The organism is Marinobacterium profundum, from assembly GCF_001528745.1.
In the GTDB taxonomy this organism is placed as follows: domain Bacteria; phylum Pseudomonadota; class Gammaproteobacteria; order Pseudomonadales; family Balneatricaceae; genus Marinobacterium_A; species Marinobacterium_A profundum.
On sequence record NZ_BCNS01000095.1, the window covers coordinates 38,705 to 55,036 of the forward strand.

At 57.8% G+C, this 16,332-nt stretch carries 15 protein-coding genes; 10 read left to right on the top strand and 5 right to left on the bottom strand.

What is annotated here, in order from left to right:
* Positions 1-46 precede the first annotated feature (46 nt).
* Positions 47-505 (bottom strand): cell division inhibitor SulA, encoded by a 459-nt coding sequence (locus MPRO_RS07505; RefSeq protein ID WP_067289691.1) that lies wholly within the window; start codon positions 503-505, stop codon positions 47-49.
* Entirely contained in the window at positions 502-1,122 is a 621-nt protein-coding gene (gene lexA, locus MPRO_RS07510) for a transcriptional repressor LexA (protein ID WP_067289693.1), read from the bottom strand. The genes MPRO_RS07505 and lexA overlap by 4 nt, the downstream gene beginning before the upstream one ends.
* 132 nt (positions 1,123-1,254) lie before the next feature.
* Here lexA and dinG point away from each other — a divergent pair, with 132 nt between their 5' ends.
* From dinG to sixA, 4 genes are all read left to right on the top strand, one after another.
* A complete protein-coding gene (gene dinG / locus MPRO_RS07515; RefSeq protein WP_067289695.1) occupies positions 1,255-3,378 on the top strand; it encodes an ATP-dependent DNA helicase DinG in 2,124 nt (707 codons plus the stop codon).
* Positions 3,379-3,397: 19 nt separating this feature from the next.
* Positions 3,398-5,122 carry an ATP-dependent RNA helicase RhlB gene (gene rhlB, locus MPRO_RS07520; RefSeq protein WP_082708532.1) on the top strand — a complete coding sequence of 575 codons (1,725 nt, stop codon included), beginning with the start codon at positions 3,398-3,400 and terminating at the stop codon, positions 5,120-5,122.
* Between the two features lie 102 nt (positions 5,123-5,224).
* Entirely contained in the window at positions 5,225-6,247 is a 1,023-nt protein-coding gene (locus tag MPRO_RS07525; RefSeq protein WP_067289697.1) for an NAD(P)H-dependent glycerol-3-phosphate dehydrogenase, read from the top strand.
* Positions 6,248-6,361: 114 nt separating this feature from the next.
* Positions 6,362-6,820: a phosphohistidine phosphatase SixA gene (gene sixA / locus MPRO_RS07530; protein ID WP_067289700.1), complete on the top strand. Its 459-nt coding sequence runs from the start codon at positions 6,362-6,364 to the stop codon at positions 6,818-6,820.
* Positions 6,821-6,943: 123 nt separating this feature from the next.
* Here the strand turns inward: sixA and MPRO_RS07535 are convergent, their stop codons facing one another.
* Positions 6,944-8,809 (bottom strand): PglL family O-oligosaccharyltransferase, encoded by a 1,866-nt coding sequence (locus MPRO_RS07535; RefSeq protein ID WP_082708534.1) that lies wholly within the window; start codon positions 8,807-8,809, stop codon positions 6,944-6,946.
* A gap of 257 nt (positions 8,810-9,066) precedes the next feature.
* Here MPRO_RS07535 and MPRO_RS07540 point away from each other — a divergent pair, with 257 nt between their 5' ends.
* From MPRO_RS07540 to MPRO_RS07550, 3 genes are all read left to right on the top strand, one after another.
* A complete protein-coding gene (locus MPRO_RS07540) occupies positions 9,067-9,924 on the top strand; it encodes an alpha/beta fold hydrolase (protein WP_067289951.1) in 858 nt (285 codons plus the stop codon).
* A gap of 199 nt (positions 9,925-10,123) precedes the next feature.
* Positions 10,124-10,978, top strand: a complete 855-nt coding sequence (locus MPRO_RS07545; protein WP_158651768.1) for a DUF4892 domain-containing protein — start codon at positions 10,124-10,126, stop codon at positions 10,976-10,978.
* The gene (locus tag MPRO_RS07550) at positions 10,978-11,898 is read left to right on the top strand and encodes a patatin-like phospholipase family protein (protein ID WP_067289722.1); all 921 of its coding nucleotides are present in this window, start codon (positions 10,978-10,980) and stop codon (positions 11,896-11,898) included. The genes MPRO_RS07545 and MPRO_RS07550 overlap by 1 nt, the downstream gene beginning before the upstream one ends.
* Positions 11,899-11,920: 22 nt before the next feature.
* On the opposite strand, the gene folE is transcribed toward MPRO_RS07550, so the two are convergent.
* Together folE and MPRO_RS07560 are read right to left on the bottom strand one after the other, a co-directional pair.
* The gene (gene folE / locus MPRO_RS07555; RefSeq protein WP_067289725.1) at positions 11,921-12,463 is read right to left on the bottom strand and encodes a GTP cyclohydrolase I FolE; all 543 of its coding nucleotides are present in this window, start codon (positions 12,461-12,463) and stop codon (positions 11,921-11,923) included.
* A 43-nt stretch (positions 12,464-12,506) separates the two neighbouring features.
* Positions 12,507-13,079, bottom strand: a complete 573-nt coding sequence (locus tag MPRO_RS07560) for a Smr/MutS family protein (protein ID WP_067289729.1) — start codon at positions 13,077-13,079, stop codon at positions 12,507-12,509.
* Positions 13,080-13,198: 119 nt separating this feature from the next.
* On the opposite strand from MPRO_RS07560, the gene prmB reads away from it, so the two are divergent.
* The 3 genes from prmB to speE all read left to right on the top strand — a co-directional run bounded on the left by prmB (position 13,199) and on the right by speE (position 16,301).
* The gene (gene prmB / locus MPRO_RS07565) at positions 13,199-14,113 is read left to right on the top strand and encodes a 50S ribosomal protein L3 N(5)-glutamine methyltransferase (protein ID WP_067289733.1); all 915 of its coding nucleotides are present in this window, start codon (positions 13,199-13,201) and stop codon (positions 14,111-14,113) included.
* A gap of 153 nt (positions 14,114-14,266) precedes the next feature.
* Positions 14,267-15,358, top strand: coding sequence for a chorismate synthase (gene aroC / locus MPRO_RS07570; RefSeq protein WP_067289736.1), 1,092 nt, complete (start codon positions 14,267-14,269; stop codon positions 15,356-15,358).
* 88 nt (positions 15,359-15,446) lie between these two features.
* Entirely contained in the window at positions 15,447-16,301 is an 855-nt protein-coding gene (gene speE / locus MPRO_RS07575; RefSeq protein ID WP_067289739.1) for a polyamine aminopropyltransferase, read from the top strand.
* Positions 16,302-16,332 lie beyond the last annotated feature (31 nt).

Sequence of the window (16,332 nt, forward strand, 5' to 3'; positions counted from 1 at the left end):
CGGCACTCCCAAAAAGATACATTTCGGCAGCCAGACTCTTGCGGTATCAGGCGTGCTCACGGCCTCGAATAAGGATGCCATGGCTGTCTCCGCAGGCGGCTGCCTGCTCAAGCGCTTTGAGTTCAAATTCTGACAGGTAGCCCGGCCATGAAATGACTGCATGGCAGGTGCCTGCACTCAAGGCGCGGCGGGCGAGGTCAAACACGCTGTGGCCGCTGTCGGGTTGCAGCAGAATGACCTTGCCAAGATCAATCCCGGCGTCAGTCAATAGTGTCTTTGGCAGCAGTGCAGGCGGTGCGACCCAGGCGAACCAGCGATCATCCCGGCTCAGTTGAGCCAGCAATGGCATCAGCAGGGGCATGCTGGACAGGTTGCTGTCGTGGGTAATGATTTCGGTCAGCTTGCCGGCGTTTTTGTTGCTGGGGGAGGCTTTTGTGCTGACCGTATTCTGGCGCTTGCCCTGGCACAGGGTGCGGCGATATTTGGGTATGGGTGCAAGGTTCATAGTGGTTCTCCTCCGCGGCGGATAACGCCGACACCCAGGCCCTCAATGGATATTTCCTGCTCCTTGAGGTTGATCTCAATGGGGGCAAAATCTTCGTTTTCGGCCATCAGGTAGACGCGATTATTCTCGCGTTTGAAGCGTTTTACCGTGACTTCGTCACCAATGCGCGCCACGACTATCTGGCCGTTACGGGCTTCCTGGCACTGGTGCACCGCCAGCAGGTCTCCGTCCATGATGCCGATGTTGCGCATGCTCTGACCCTTTACCCGCAACAGGTAGTGTGCCGGCGGATGGAAAAAATCGGCGGAGATGGTGCAGTGATCTTCGATATGCTGCTCGGCCAGTATGGGTGAGCCTGCGGCGACCTGGCCGACGATGGGCAGGCTTTCATTGGCGGCATCGAGACCTGGATCCGGCAGGCGAATGCCGCGGGAAGTGCCGGGAATGATTTCAATCGCGCCCTTGCGCGCCAGTGCCTTGAGGTGCTCTTCGGCGGCATTGGCTGATTTGAAGCCAAGGTCGCGTGCAATGTCGGCCCGCGTGGGCGGGTAGCCGGAGGTTTCGATATGCTTTTTGATGCACTCGAGCACATCCGTTTGTCGGCGAGTCAGCTTCATGGTTTTAACCTGTTGTTTTATACAGTAGGTGTAAGTATATACAGTAGCTCAATCCCGTAAAGCAAATTCTGTTGATATATCCAGTGTTTTGCTAGAATCGCGGCTCCTGTCTCAGCCGATCCGGATGCCGCGTTGCTTACCGAGGACCTCAAACAACAGATTCAGCAGGCCTATCGGGCGTTTCTAGACGCCAAGGGTCTCAAGTCACGCTATGGCCAGCGCCAGATGGTCGGTGCCGTTGCGCGCGTTATTGGCGGTATCCAGGCCGATGCCTCGGGTGTTCGTCAGTCCGAAGGCCATGTGGTGCTGGTAGAAGCCGGTACAGGTACCGGCAAGACGCTGGCCTATCTGCTGGGCACCATCCCGGTAGCCAAGGCCGCCAACAAGAAACTGGTGCTCTCTACCGCAACCGTGGCGCTGCAGGAGCAGCTGCTATACAAGGACCTGCCGGATATAGCGCTGCACGCCCAGTTGCCGGTCAAGGTGAGTCTGGCCAAGGGGCGCGGGCGTTACCTCTGTATCAGCAAGGCTGAGCGTATTCTCGATAGCCAGGGCGCGATGGGGCAGATGGCTCTGTACGAAGATGAGCAGGTACACAAGCTCGATGAAGCAGACCTGGGGCTCTATCGCGATCTGCTGAACGAGTTTGCCTCGGGGCGGTGGGACGGTGACCGGGATAACCTCAAGCGCGAGCTGGAAGATCAGCTGTGGCATCCGCTCACCAGTGATCACTTGCAGTGCACTAACAGACGCTGCCATAACTTCAGCGCCTGTCCGTTTTATCGGGCGCGGGAATCCCTGGATCAGGCCGAGGTGGTGATTGCAAATCACGATCTGGTGATGGCGGATCTGGCCCTGGGTGGCGGCGCCATTTTGCCGGATCCCGCCGACAGCATTTACGTCTTTGATGAGGGCCATCATCTGGCGGCCAAGGCGATCGGTCATTTCTCCTACAGCATGAGAGTAGCGGGCAGTATTCGCTGGCTCTCGGCGGCCACACGCCAGCTGGAGAAGATGCGTGTAGACTGCGGCGAGCACCAGGTGCTCAGTACCTATGTGACGCAGCTGTCCCAGCCATTTACCGACTTGAATCAGTGCCTGGAAAGCTTCCAGCGTACCTTGCGGGCTCTGCTTACTGAGTCTAACGGCAGTCCAAAATCGGATAGATTTCGCTTCCCCAACGGCCAGCTGCCCGAGGCGTTGCGCATCGAAGCCGGTGATGTGGCCAAGGTTGCAGACAAGGCGGTGGTCAAGTTCGAGCAGATTGTGGATTTGCTTAAAGAGGCCATCGATGGAGGTATTCCAGAGATAGAAAAGGATGCGGCGGAGCGCTGGTATCCACAAACCGGGCTCTTGCTCTCACGGATGCAGGCTATTCACTCTTTGGCGCGCTCTTATCGCAATCCGGACCCGGAGGGCAGTTCGCCAACGGCGCGCTGGATCAATGTTATCGAATCGCCCGACGGCGTTGATTTCGAGTGCCGCAGCAGTCCGGTGTCGGCGGCAGCAACCCTGAGTGAGCATCTGTGGCAGCATTGTTACGGTGCTGTTGTGACCTCGGCAACACTGACGGCACTAGGTCATTTCGATCGTGTGCTGGTGGATCTGGGCTTGCCGGCGGACAGTCCTTGCGAGCGCCTGCAAAGCCCGTTTGACCATCAGCGTTGTGCTGAGCTCTGGGTGCCGCCCATGCAGGCGGATCCCTCCAATCCCGAGGCGCATACGGCGGAGGTTGCAGACTTTCTTGCCAAGCGCTTGCCCCAGGCCAGCGCAACCCTGGTGTTGTTCAGTTCATGGCGTCAGATGCGCACTGTGCTTGAACAGTTGGGTGATTCCATTAAGAATACGATTCTGTCCCAGGGCCAGTTTTCGAAGAATGAAATACTGCAGCAGCACCGGGCGGCAATCGACAAGGGCACGCAGAGCATTATTTTTGGTCTGGCGTCCTTTGCCGAAGGTGTCGACCTGCCCGGTGACTACCTGACCGAAGTCATTATTACCAAGCTGCCCTTCAGCGTGCCGGATGATCCGGTTGACGCAACCATGGCAGAGTGGATTGAACGCCAGGGCGGCAATGCCTTTATCGACTGGAGTGTGCCCGTGGCTTCCATGCGCCTCACTCAGGCGGTTGGGCGCCTGCTCAGAACAGAACAGGATAGCGGCAATATTATTTTGCTGGATCGCCGAGTGGTTACCAAACGTTATGGCAGACAGTTGCTGGATGCGTTACCACCTTTCAGGCGCAAACTGAACTAACAGAATTTAGGGTTTCACATTGACTAACGACGATAAAAGCAACAAGCGCAGACGTCCATCCCGCGGTTCATCACGCAAGCGCGGTGGCTCCCGCCCCCGCAGCACCCCCAAGGTGCAGAAGTGGTCGCCGGCTGATTTTGTAGTGCCCGTTGAAGAAGGCAAGTCCCGTTTTCATGACTTCAACCTGCCTGATGCCATGCTGCATGCCATCCATGATCTTGGGTATCAGTACTGTACGCCGATTCAGGCGGCGACCCTCGAGTCTGCACTGGCCGGCAAGGATATTATTGGCAAGGCTCAGACGGGTACAGGCAAGACCGCGGCCTTTCTGACAGGCATCATTACCGATCTGATCGACTTCCCGCTGGGTGAAGAGCGTCGCATGGGCGAGCCCCGTGTGCTGATTGTGGCGCCGACACGTGAACTGGCGCTGCAGATCGCATCTGATGCGGTGGATCTGGGCAAGTATGCCGATATCAGTGCGGTTGCACTGGTCGGTGGCATGGATTACGAGAAGCAGCGTTCTGAGCTGCGTGAGCGCCCAGTGGATATTCTGGTGGCGACGCCTGGGCGACTGATCGATTTCGTACGCTCCAAGGAAGTGGATCTGTACAACGTTGAAGTGCTGGTGCTGGATGAAGCCGATCGCATGCTGAGCATGGGCTTTATACCCGATGTGCGTACCATTATTCGCCAGACGCCGCGCAAGGGCGAGGATCGTCAGACCTTGCTCTACAGCGCCACTTTCTCCGACGATATCATGAGCCTGGCGCAGCAGTGGACCGTGGATCCGGTGCGGGTGGAAATCGAACCTGATCGCAAGACGACTGACAATATCAGCCAGACCGTATTCCTGGTGTCCAGCAGTCAGAAGTATCGTCTGCTGCGCAACTACATCCGTGTCAATGGCATTGAGAAGGTCATAGTGTTTGGCAACCGTCGTCATGAAACCCGTGCCCTGGCCGAGAGGCTCGAGAAAGATGGTTTGCGCGCGGCGCTGATGTCCGGCGAGATCCCGCAGAACAAGCGCTTGCGTACGCTGGAAGATTTCCGCAGCGGCAAGATCCAGGTACTGGTGGCCACTGATGTGGCGGGACGTGGCATTCATATCGACGGTGTGACCCATGTTATTAACTACCAGTTGCCGGAAGACCCGGAAGATTACGTACACCGCATCGGCCGTACTGGTCGCGCCGGCGCCATCGGTGCCTCGGTGTGCTTTGCCTGTGAAAACGACTCTTTCCTGATTCCGGAAATTGAAGTGGAAACCGGTGTGAAAATGAACTGCCTGCATCCTGATCCTGAGCTGTTGCTCGATATCATGCCGGTGGCGGCTCCTGCGGCAGAAGCAGCAGAGGAAGTACTTGCCACTGATGCGGTTGATGCTCAGGAGCAAGTTTCGTCTGAGGTTTCGTCTGAAGTCTCATCTGAAGAGCTGGTTGCTGAAGCTCGGTCGCAAACCCCCGTCGATGAGATAGCTGCGGCGCCGACTGCGCAGGGCTCTGTCGAAGCAGGGCCGGCTGCAGAATCTGACCAGGTTGACCAGGTTGATCAGGCTGACGAGGTTGCAGAGACCGAGTTGGTTGCAGATGCTGACAAGGTGGCTGAGATCCCGGTCGCTCAGGATGATCTGAAGCTGGCCGTGTTGCCGCAGGCTGATATGGGTACCAACGAAGGTGCTGAAGAAAGTGCCAAGATCCTGGTCGATGCTGCCGACGAATCCGGTGCCACGCCCAGGGTTTGATTGCCAGGGCGCCGGCTTCCCGTCGGCGCCGTTGATTGCATCACGGCATCACTGCGTTGGCAGTGTGCCCAGGCACAGTCTAATTTCAGGGAGTCTTGATCAATGAAGGGTGCGATGCGAGTAACCGTGTTGGGCGGCGGCAGTTTTGGTACTGTGCTGGCCAACATCATGGCGGAAAAAGGCATCCAGGTACGGCTCTGGATGCGTGACGCACAACAGGTCGAGAGCGTTCGTCAAAACCGCGAGAACAGCAAATACCTGCCGGGCTATCCGCTGGCGGCTACGCTTGAGGCGCATACGAGCCTGGAAGACGCGCTGAGCGGTGCTGAACTGGTGTTTGTGGCTATTCCCAGCGGCGGTTTTCGCGCTGTAGTGCATGAAGCCAGAGCCTATATGGTGCCCGGTCAAATGGTCGTCAGTACCACCAAGGGTATCGAGGCAGGCACTTTCAGTATGATGAGTGAAATCCTCGCCGATGAGCTGCCAGATGCCCGTATAGGTGTTCTGAGCGGGCCCAACCTTGCCAAGGAAGTGGCGGCGAAGCAGCTCACGGCGACGGTTATTGCCAGTGAAAGCGAGGCGTTGCGCGAACTGGTGCAGAAAACGCTGCATACGGCCTATTTTCGAGTTTATGCCAGTACCGATATGTATGGTGTTGAGCTGGGTGGCGCACTGAAAAATATTTACGCCATAGCCGCGGGCATGAGTAATGCGCTGGGCATGGGGGAAAATACCCGCAGCATGCTGATGACCCGCAGTCTGGCGGAAATGAGTCGCTTTGCCGTCAGCATGGGTGCCAATCCACTGACCTTCCTTGGGCTTGCGGGTGTGGGAGATCTTATTGTCACCTGCATGTCACCGCTGTCGCGCAATTATCGGGTCGGCTTTGCTCTTGGTGAGGGCAAGACGCTGGAGCAGGCCGTTGAGGCGTTGGGTGAAGTTGCAGAAGGGGTCAACACCCTGCATCGCGTCAAGGATAAGGCTGATCAGCTGGAAATTTACATGCCTCTGGTCGCCGGCCTCTACGAAGTGGTGTTCAACCATGCACCGGCCGCGGCGGTGGCGAAGATGCTGATGCTCAATGAGCAAAGCAGTGATGTCGAGTTTGTCCTGCCCCGCAGCTGATAGCCTCGCGGCTGAGCGGTTCGTATCGCGCAAGCGCTTACCCCGGGTGTTAAACGTCGGCGTCAGCGGTAATGCCTTAGGCGTCAGGCTTCACATGAAAAGCAGAGGTGGGTCATGCAGCTTTTTATCATGCGTCATGGCGAGGCGGCCTGGGATGCTGCCGTAGATGCCGAGCGCAGCTTGACGCCGGCGGGCACGGCAGCAGTGCGGTCGATGCTGGCAGCCCACAAGGATCAGCTCAAAGGTATCAGGGCTATTGTTTCAAGCCCGTACCTGCGGGCACGCCAGACCGCAGCGCAGGCGGCAGAGATATTGTCAGTGCCGATACTGGTGCCTGAGGCGGCCTTTGTGCCTGAGTCACCTGCCGCTGATGCGCTGGTGCAGCTGGAGCAGCTTCCCTGGCAGGGCCTGCTGCTGGTGGCACATCAGCCGTTGGTAGGTAATTTGATCACGACTCTGGTGGCGGGAGATGCCCGCTATGCAGAACCCATGGATCCTGGCGCGCTGGTAATGCTCGAACTCGACTGGCCGGCAGCAGGTCTTGCGCGTCTGGTCACAAAGCTGAACGTCTGAGCTTTAATACTGCAGACGTCGCTATCCTTGTCCGGCCTCTGCGCTACGTCTTCTATCCCCACTTTCACTGCCTGTTTGTCTGTCAGCATCGGGCAAAATTCTCAGCTTTGGTATTACTGCGGCTCAATCGCCGCTGCCGGTCAGGCCGGCGTTGTCCGCCTGGGGGCTGCGGGCGGCCTGCTTGGCCGCCAGTTCCTTAAGGTGGCTATCTATGTCGCCGGCTTTAAGTGCCACTAGGGCTTGTTCCAGGCGACCGTTATGGCGGTATATGTAGAGCCCGCGCTCCAGTGCTTGCTGCGCCCGCTGATGATCTCCGATATGCACATAAGCGCCGGCGAGATCGTAGAACAGCTGAGTGTCAGGGGTGCGCTGCAGGTATTCCTTAGCCCAGGCGATAAAGCTCTTACTGTTTTGTTTGTCGTCCAGGCTATATCCAATATGCAGCGATTCCTTCATCAGCAGATAGGTGGCCTGATTGGAGAAGTAAAGGTTGTTAATCGCGGGCTGGAGAAATTCGGAATACTGCCCGCGGCTCTTCATGTAATTGACGATGCCTGTGTTGGCCACCAGGCTGTGCAGCAAGAAGGTCGAGCCTGCCACCGGCATGATCAAGAGCAGGCCCGTGCAGAGGCCGTGTGCCGCCCGGGATAGCTTGAGGCCAAGGTATGCCGGACGCAGGCTGAAGGTCAGGTAGAGCAGGAATAACAGCAGGAACCAGTGGGGCGACGAGATATAAAATGGCAACTCGACCTGGGTGTGCAGCGCTATGGGCAGCAGCATGCCGGCCAGTAGCAGGCCGCGTTGCGAACCCAGGCGTACCAGGCGCCAGGCGATAGCGCCGGCGCAGAGCAGGATTCCGGCTACGGCCACAAGACCGCCTTCTACCAGCCAGAACAGTACCTCGTTGTGGGGGTGGGTATAACGAGGGCCCAGGTCAAGGTCAGGGTGATCATCTTGAAATTTGCCGCGTTCCTCCTGCCAGACGGTCTGAAAGCTGCCTAGGCCGTGTCCGAACATTGGTGCAGTGGCGATGGTATCCAGCGATATTTCATAAATCGAAAAGCGTATGTCGGCCTGGCCGCCCTGTTGCAGTCGTTCGATCTTGTTTAATGCTGAAGCTGACCCCTTTTCGACCTTTTCTGACAGCAGAAAGCTTGAACCCAGTAACAGCGATACTCCCAGCGCCAGGGCGATGCCCTTGTGCTGGCGCAGGAAGTGGCGTCGTCCAGCGAGCGACATCAGCAGGCCCAGGGCACCGCCCAAAAGGCCTACACGGGAGCCGGTTGACAGCAGCACACCGCTGCATAGTACCAGGCCGGCATAGGGCAGGATGCGAATCAGCCAGGGTGCATGCAGGGCGCCCGGTCGGGTCGCGAGATAGACTGCCACGGGGAGGCCTGTGGCCAGATAGCTTGCCGCCAGGTTGATCTGCTGAAAAATGGCGATGGGTTGGCTGTTACTGGCGATCGGCACCAGGACGCTGAAAAAAGGTAGCTGTTGCAGCTGAACCCAGCCGATCAGGGCCTGTAGCATGATGCCGCAAAAAATCAGAGCCAGAGCCAGGTCCTCATGCCTGCGCTGCAGGCGAAACTGGAACAGGGCAATAAAGAATCCGAAGCCCCCTAATACGTAGCCCAGACGCATCAGCCATTCGGACGGATTGTTAACGCCGGTAACAAAACCGCTGATCAGAAAGCCAGCGGGCAGGGCAAAGAGGGCGAGTGCATAGCGCGGCAGCACCAGCTGTAGCCTTCGCAGCGCAAACAGCAGGCCTGTGGCAATGACGAAAAGTGCCGCGATCCAGGTGGAGGCGTTGTAGGGTAAATGCAAGCCTTCGCCGCCCATGTTTTGCTGATAGTACAGCGGCGCGGCCAGTGCCAGCAGGCTGAACAGAACAAAAAACAGCGTTTGCGGACGCCGCATTGATGGATCCCGTTCGAGCCTGAACGTAAAGGGCGAGGTGCGTGTGGCGCTGGAGTTAGGCGGCATGGAGCTTTCCTGGCTGAATGGCTAGCAGCCTTTCGGACTAGGCCGATCGTAGCGAGGGAAAGACCGATTTACAGCAATTCTGAGCTCTTTTGAGGCGAATAGTAGTTCTATTTAACAAAAAAAGAGTACATAAAATGATCAAATTCGGCTTTTTCGCAGCAGATCAATACTAAGTCTGACAGGCTGGCTAGGTGATGGTAACGCATTTCGCTATGCTGGGCGCATTCTGCACGGACAAAAAGGATGAAGCAAAGCGAATGTATAGTTGCCGAAATTTTGAAGTGCACGGACGCCGCCTGGCCGTCATGGAGTGGGGTGATTCGTCTGCGGTGCCTGTGATCGCGTTGCACGGCTGGCTAGATAACGCAGCTACCTTCATGCAACTGGCACCGCTGTTATCGGGTGTGCGCCTGATTGCCATCGATATGGCCGGCCACGGCGCGTCGGGGCATCGCCCGTCAGGTTCGCCCTACTATATCTGGGACAATGTCGCGGACGTGCTGGCTGTTGCCGATCAGCTTGGCGTTGCGCGTTTCAGTGTGCTCGGGCATTCGATGGGTGCAGGTGTGGCGATGATGCTGGCAGCCTGTGTACCTGATCGGGTGGCGCAACTGTTTCTGATCGAGGGGTTGGCGCCGCTGGTGTACGAGGCTGAGAAACTGCCGAGCCTGATGGCTGAGGCGCTGAACAAGCAGCGGCGGCTCGGGCGCAGGACGCTGCGCCCCTATGACAGCTTCGAGCAGGCAGTTGAGGCGCGGGTCAATGGTCGCTGGCCTGTAAGTCGAGAGGCAGCGCAGTGGCTGGTGGAACGGGGGCTTGAACGTTGCTCCGGTGGCTGGCGCTGGCGCAGTGATTCTGCCTTGCTGCTGCCCTCTGTGGTGCGGTTGAGCGAGGCCCAGGTTGAAGCTTTTCTGCTGGCTGTCAGGGCGCCGGTGGAGCTGGTGCTGGGGGATGAGGGTATTGACCCTGCGCGCATGCAGCGTCTGTTGCCGTTGCTGACGGATGCGCGGCTGCATGTGTTGGCGGGCAATCATCATCTGCACCTGGAGGCGGGTGCCGCCGCAGAGATTGCTACACTGATTATCAATAGCTTGCGAAAACCCTGTATGCATTGAATAGGTGCGCGGGTCCGCTTTAAGGTAGCGGCGGGTGTTAATGTGAGCGCTTTGGCGTTTGGCTTGTTGATCCTCTGGCGGCCGGGCTTTAGGCTGCGCCTGTAGCTTTTCGCGCTTCAATGCCGCAGGGTGTGGGGTAACAAGGTGCTGCGACCACCGCCGCAACCGGTCTGTATGTTGAATTGAATGGAGTCTGACCGTGCTGAGAAAAACCTGTGTGATGCTGGCTGGCCTGTTACTGTCCTGTGCCGTTCTGGCGGAGCCGGATGTTGAGGGGGCGTCTGATTTTGGGCAGTTCAAGCGCTTCCCGCTGTCCTGGATCGAGAGCTATCAGCAGAGGCCGACGCCGGAGTATCTGTTGATGCTGTCCGAGCTCAAAAAGGCCAACAATATTGTGGTGGCTGACAAGCGCAAAGCGCTTGAGGGCGAACTTACCCGCATTACTTATCGTATTCCCGATACGCATCAGCCCAGCGATGCCTTCGAGCATTTCCGTGCCCAGTTGATGACACAGGGCGCCGAGGTGCTGTTCCAGTGCAAGGGGCGGGACTGTGGCAGCAGTCATTACTGGGCCAATGATTTTTTCGGTATTGCACAGCTTTACGGATTGGATCGTACCCAGGTTTATATGGCGGCGCGTCTGGGGACCGATTACCTGGCGCTCTATGCCGTGCAACGTGGCAACAGGCGCGTGTATCTGCAACTTGATGTCGTGTCTGTCACCGGTGGCAGTGAGCTGGTACAGCAGCTAAAGGCGGCGGGTTTTGCGACCCTGCCGATGGATCCGGCCACGCCGCTGGATGTGGTTGACCCGCTGGTGCAGCTGCTGGCGGAATTCGAACCTGCCGAGGCGTTCTGGCTGGTGCTGCATCAGCAGGGGAGCGATGCGCAGGAGGCACTCGCGCAATCCGGAGCCATGGCGCAGCAGATCGAGACGGCTGTGCGCAGTGCCGGTGTTGAAAATGTACAGGGCTTTGGCGTGGGGCCCTTGGTGCCAACGGTACTGGCGGGCCGAAAGGGGGCGCTGGTCGTGATTCGATCCGCGGCGCAGTAATGGAACGCAAGGTCAGCGTTTCCCTGGCGCTGGGCAGTGGCGGTGCCCGAGGTTACGCCCATATCGGGGTGATCGAGGAGCTGGTACGTCGCGGATACCATATCAAGGCGATCGCCGGCAGCTCGATGGGTGCGCTGGTGGGGGGCATGTATGCTGCCGGTGCGCTGGAGCCCTATCGGGACTGGGTGTCGGGCCTGACGCGAATGGATATTCTGCGCCTGATGGATGTGACTTTCAGCCGCGGTGCCATTCGTGGCGACAAGGTGTTTGCCAGGCTGCGTGAGTTTGCGGGGGATCCTGATATTGAAAGTCTGCCGCTGAGCTTTACTGCCGTGGCGACGGATTTGTCACACCAGAAGGAAGTCTGGTTTCAGAAAGGCTCACTCATGAGCGCTATTCGTGCATCGGCGGCGGTGCCTGGTTTTTTTACTCCAGTGGTGACCGATAACCGCGTGCTGGTGGATGGCGGCGTGCTGAATCCGCTGCCCATAGTCCCGACCGTCGCAGCCCATGCCGACCTCATAGTGGCTGTTGATCTGAATACCAGTCGTTACCGTTTGCCTGTGGTGGATATGCCACAGAATGCCTTTCTGGATCATAGCGGTCATGGTGATGATGGCGAACTTCAATCCGAAGTTTCGGTCGCTGCAGGTGGCGCTGCGGCCAATGGTACTGGCGAAAAGGCGCGTTTTGGCGGGCGGTTCGATATTCTGCTGAGCTCGGTGGAGGTGATGCAGAGTGCGCTGAGTGAATACAAAATTGCGGGTTATCCACCGGATCTGAGTATTACTATTCCCAAGGAAGTCTGCAGTTTCTATGAGTTTCACCGCGCTGAGGAGTTGATCGAAATTGGCCGGCAGATAGCGCGGGAGCGGCTATCTGCGATGGAGCAGGGCAGGCTGACGCTGTCCCATGGCTGATCGCTGATCTAAGCTGTGTCTGTTAGCTGCGAATGAGCGACATGAATTCGTTGCGAGTGGCCAGGCTGTCTCGAAACGAACCCAGCATCATCGAGGTTTTCATGCTGGCGTTCTGCTTCTCGACACCGCGCATCATCATGCACATATGCTGGGCCTCAATCACCACGCCGACTCCGGCGGCGTTCGTCACCTGCATTATGGCCTCGGCGATCTGTTTGGTCATGTTTTCCTGAATTTGCAGCCTGCGGGCAAACATGTCGACGATGCGGGCGATTTTGGAGAGCCCTATCACGCGGCCCTGGGGTATGTAGGCTACATGGGCCTTGCCGATAAAGGGCAGCAGGTGGTGTTCGCACATGGAGTAGAGCTCGATGTCCTTCACCAGCACCATTTCGCTGTTGTCCGATGGAAAGAGTGCGCCGTTGACCACAGTGTCCAGTGATTGCTCGTAGCCGCGGGTAAGAAATTTCATGGCTTTGGCCGCCCGCGCTGGCGTGTCCTTAAGGCCCTCGCGATTGATATCTTCTCCCAGTGCCTCAATGATCCGTGCGTATTCCTGTTCCATGCTGCCTCCCGGGACCCGTATGATCTGTCGCTGCTATCAGCTATCAGGGTAAACCACTTTTCCCGCTCTTGCGTTTTAGCAGTACATAGAGCGCGCCGGTGCCGCCATCTTTCGGCTGGGCCGAGCAGAACGCCATGACGCCGTGGAGCTGGCGTAGCCAATCGTTGACCAGCGATTTGAGAATCGGGTGGGCGCCGGCCTGGGAGTAGGCCTTGCCATGCACCACCAGCAGCACGCGCACCTGTTGGCGCAGGCCATCGTGGATAAAGCGGCACAGTTCGTCCCGCGCCTTATCTACTGTCATGCCATGCAGATCGAGCCCCTGTTCCCAGGGAATATGTCCCTTGCGCAGGCGTTTCATCAGGCCAATCTGGATGCCGGGGGCGGCGAAGAGCAGTTCATCGCTGGACTCGACGATCTCGGCGGCTTCGCTGGAAAGGCCGTCGATAACCTGTCGGGTTTCACGGGTGGCGGCGGCGCGCTTGTAGTCAAGGCTCTGCTGATCGGAGGCTGGACGGCCGATATCGGCGCGGTCGTGCTGGTGACGATTCACGTCCTGCATCAGGTTTTCGAATGAAATCACTGAGTCATCAGCGGGAAGCTTGTGGTCTGACATGGCGTCACTTCAATATTTTCATTAACATAGGCGCCTTTGGAGCACCGCTTTGGATATTGGGTCTGAGCGCTGTGGTCGCTATGGTGCGGCACAAACTCCCCTCTATTATCGGTTTTGGAATGAGCATCGATCAAGAACAGGTTGTAAATGAGCTGTATACGATACGTGATTTTGTCCGCTGGAGTCTGAGTCAGTTCAGTCGCGAGCAGGTATTTTTCGGTCACGGCACGGACAATGCGTGGGATGAAGCGGTTCAGCTGGTGCTGGGGGCCATTGATCTGCCCTGGGATACCAATCCTGCGGTGATGGATGCGCGCCTGACGTACGGTGAGCGCAAACGCGTGGTGGAGTTCCTGCGCCTGCGCGTCGAAGAGCGCAAACCCTTGCCTTATGTAATCGGTGAGGCCTGGTATCTGGGCATGCCATTTTATGTCAACGAGAACGTGCTGATACCGCGTTCGCCCATTGCCGAGCTGATACAGGCGCGCTTTTCACCCTGGCTGCGGCCTGGGCCTGTTGAACGTATTCTGGATCTGTGCGCCGGCAGTGGCTGCATTGGTATTGGCTGTGCCGACGTATTCGAGGAAGCCGAAGTCGACCTTGTGGATGTGTCTGTCGAGGCGCTGGAAGTGGCGGCACGCAATGTTACCCGCCATGGACTGGAAGATCGCGTCAATGTGATCCAGAGCGATCTGTTCAGTTCGTTGCAAGGACGCAGCTATGATCTGATTGTCAGCAATCCGCCCTATGTGGATGCGGCCGACTATGCTTGCATGCCGGCCGAGTTTGGTCACGAGCCCGAACTGGCGCTGACCTCCGGCGAAGATGGGCTGGACATTACCCGCAATATCTTGCGCCAGGCCTGTGAGTTTCTGCGCGAAGACGGCCTGCTGGTGGTGGAAGTCGGCAACAGCGAGGTGCACCTGATGGCGGAATTCCCCCAGGTACCACTGATCTGGGTTGAGCTTGAGCATGGCAACGGTGTCTTTGCGATCACGGCCAAAGACCTGCGACAGTACCGCGATTTCTTCTGAGGCTTTGGCTGCTGCGCCTGGCAGTCTGTCGGACAGGCTGCTAACAGGCCAGGAGACGCAGAGTACGTTTAATTTATCACCAGGCGCGGCCAGGGTTGTCGGTTTTTAACCGGCAGCGGGGCAGTGTCCGGGTTTGCTGTGACAGGAACACATATGTCTGGAAATAGTTTCGGTAAGCTGTTTACGGTGTCCACCTTTGGCGAAAGTCACGGTCCGGCACTGGGGTGTGTGGTCGATGGTTGCCCGCCGGGAATCGAACTGTGTGAGGCCGACCTGCAGGGCGACCTGGATAGGCGCAAGCCTGGCACCTCGCGCCACACTACGCAGCGGCGCGAGCCCGATCAGGTGCGCATTCTCTCCGGTGTTTTCGAGGGTCGTACCACAGGCACGCCCATCGGGTTGCTGATTGAGAACACCGATCAGCGCTCCAAGGATTACTCCAATATCGCGGATACTTTCCGTCCGGCCCACGCTGACTATGTCTACAGCCACAAGTACGGCTTTCGCGATTACCGCGGTGGCGGTCGTTCTTCTGCGCGGGAAACCGCTATGCGCGTGGCGGCCGGCGGCATTGCGCGCAAGTTTCTTGCCAGCAAGGGTATCGAGGTTGCCGGATACCTGAGTCAGCTTGGGCCCATTCGCATCGATGAGCAGCGTTTTGACTGGGCAGAGGTTGCCCGCAACCCGTTTTTCAGCCCGGATGCCGAGGCTGCCGCGCGCATGGAAGTCTACATGGATGAACTGCGCAAAGAGGGCAACTCCATTGGTGCACGCATTTCAGTGGTTGCACGCAATGTGCCCGTGGGGCTGGGCGAACCGATCTTTGACCGGCTGGATGCGGATCTGGCCCATGCCCTGATGAGCATCAATGCCGTCAAGGGTGTTGAGATCGGTGATGGCTTTGCCGTGGTGGAGCAGAAGGGTACCGAGCACCGTGATGAGATGACGCCCGAAGGGTTTCTGTCGAATCACGCTGGCGGCGTGCTGGGCGGAATTTCCACCGGACAGGACATTATTGCCCATATAGCGCTCAAGCCGACATCGAGTCTGCGTCTGCCGGGGCGCAGCATCAATGCCCAGGGAGAAGCGATTGAGGTTGTTACCAAGGGGCGGCATGACCCCTGCGTTGGTATCCGTGCGACACCCATCGCCGAGGCCATGATGGCCATAGTGCTGATGGATCACTACCTGCGGAACCGTGGGCAGAACGCGGACGTCACGACAAGCGTGCCTGTTTTACGCTAAAAGAGCACCGCCAGAGGCTGTCTGGTGTTTTGAGAGAGCGGTCGCCGGCGGCGGCCAAAGCAATCGTATTAAAGGGTTTTGCAAAGAGATGACTTCGAATTACGCCGAAAAACTGTATGACGGCTATGGCCAGAGCTTTGAGATTGAAGAAGTGCTGTTTGAACAGCAAACCGACTCCTGGCATCTGATCATTTTCCGCAACAAGAAATTCGGGACAGTGATGGCGCTGGACGGCATCATTCAGACCACCGAAAAAGATGAGTTCGTCTACCACGAGATGCTGACCCATGTGCCGCTGATTGCCCATGGTGCTGCCAAGCGCGTGCTGATTATCGGTGGTGGCGATGGCGGCATCCTGCGCGAAGTCCTGAAGCATCAGGGCGTTGAACATGTGACTCAAGTCGAGATTGACCAGGCCGTGATCGACATGTGCAAAACCTACCTGCCGAATCACTCCCAGGGCGCCTTTGATGATGCCCGTGCCAATATAGTGATTGCCGACGGTATCGAGTTTGTGCAGCAGACCGACGAGAAGTTCGATGTCATTATTTCCGACTGCACCGACCCTGTCGGACCCGGTGAAGTGCTGTTCTCCAGCGCCTTCTATGAAGGCTGCAAGCGCTGCCTCAACGACGGTGGTGTCTTTGTGGCGCAAAATGGTGTGGCTTACATGCAGGTAGAGGAAGTGTTGACGACCCGCCGTCGCCTGAGCCCGTACTTCAAGGATCAGACATTCTACTGTGCCGCGGTACCGACCTATATTGGTGGCAACATGACCCTGGCCTGGGGCTCGGATAACGCCAGTCTGCCCTCGCAGCCGCTGGATTTGATCGAGCAGCGCTTCGCAGCATCGGGTATCAAGACCCGTTACTACAATCCGGCGATGCACTGCGGCAGCTTTGCCTTGCCACAGTTTGTTGTTGATGCCCTCAAGGACGCCTGATAGCGTTCCTTGCTGCGGGTCCCCCGTTGGT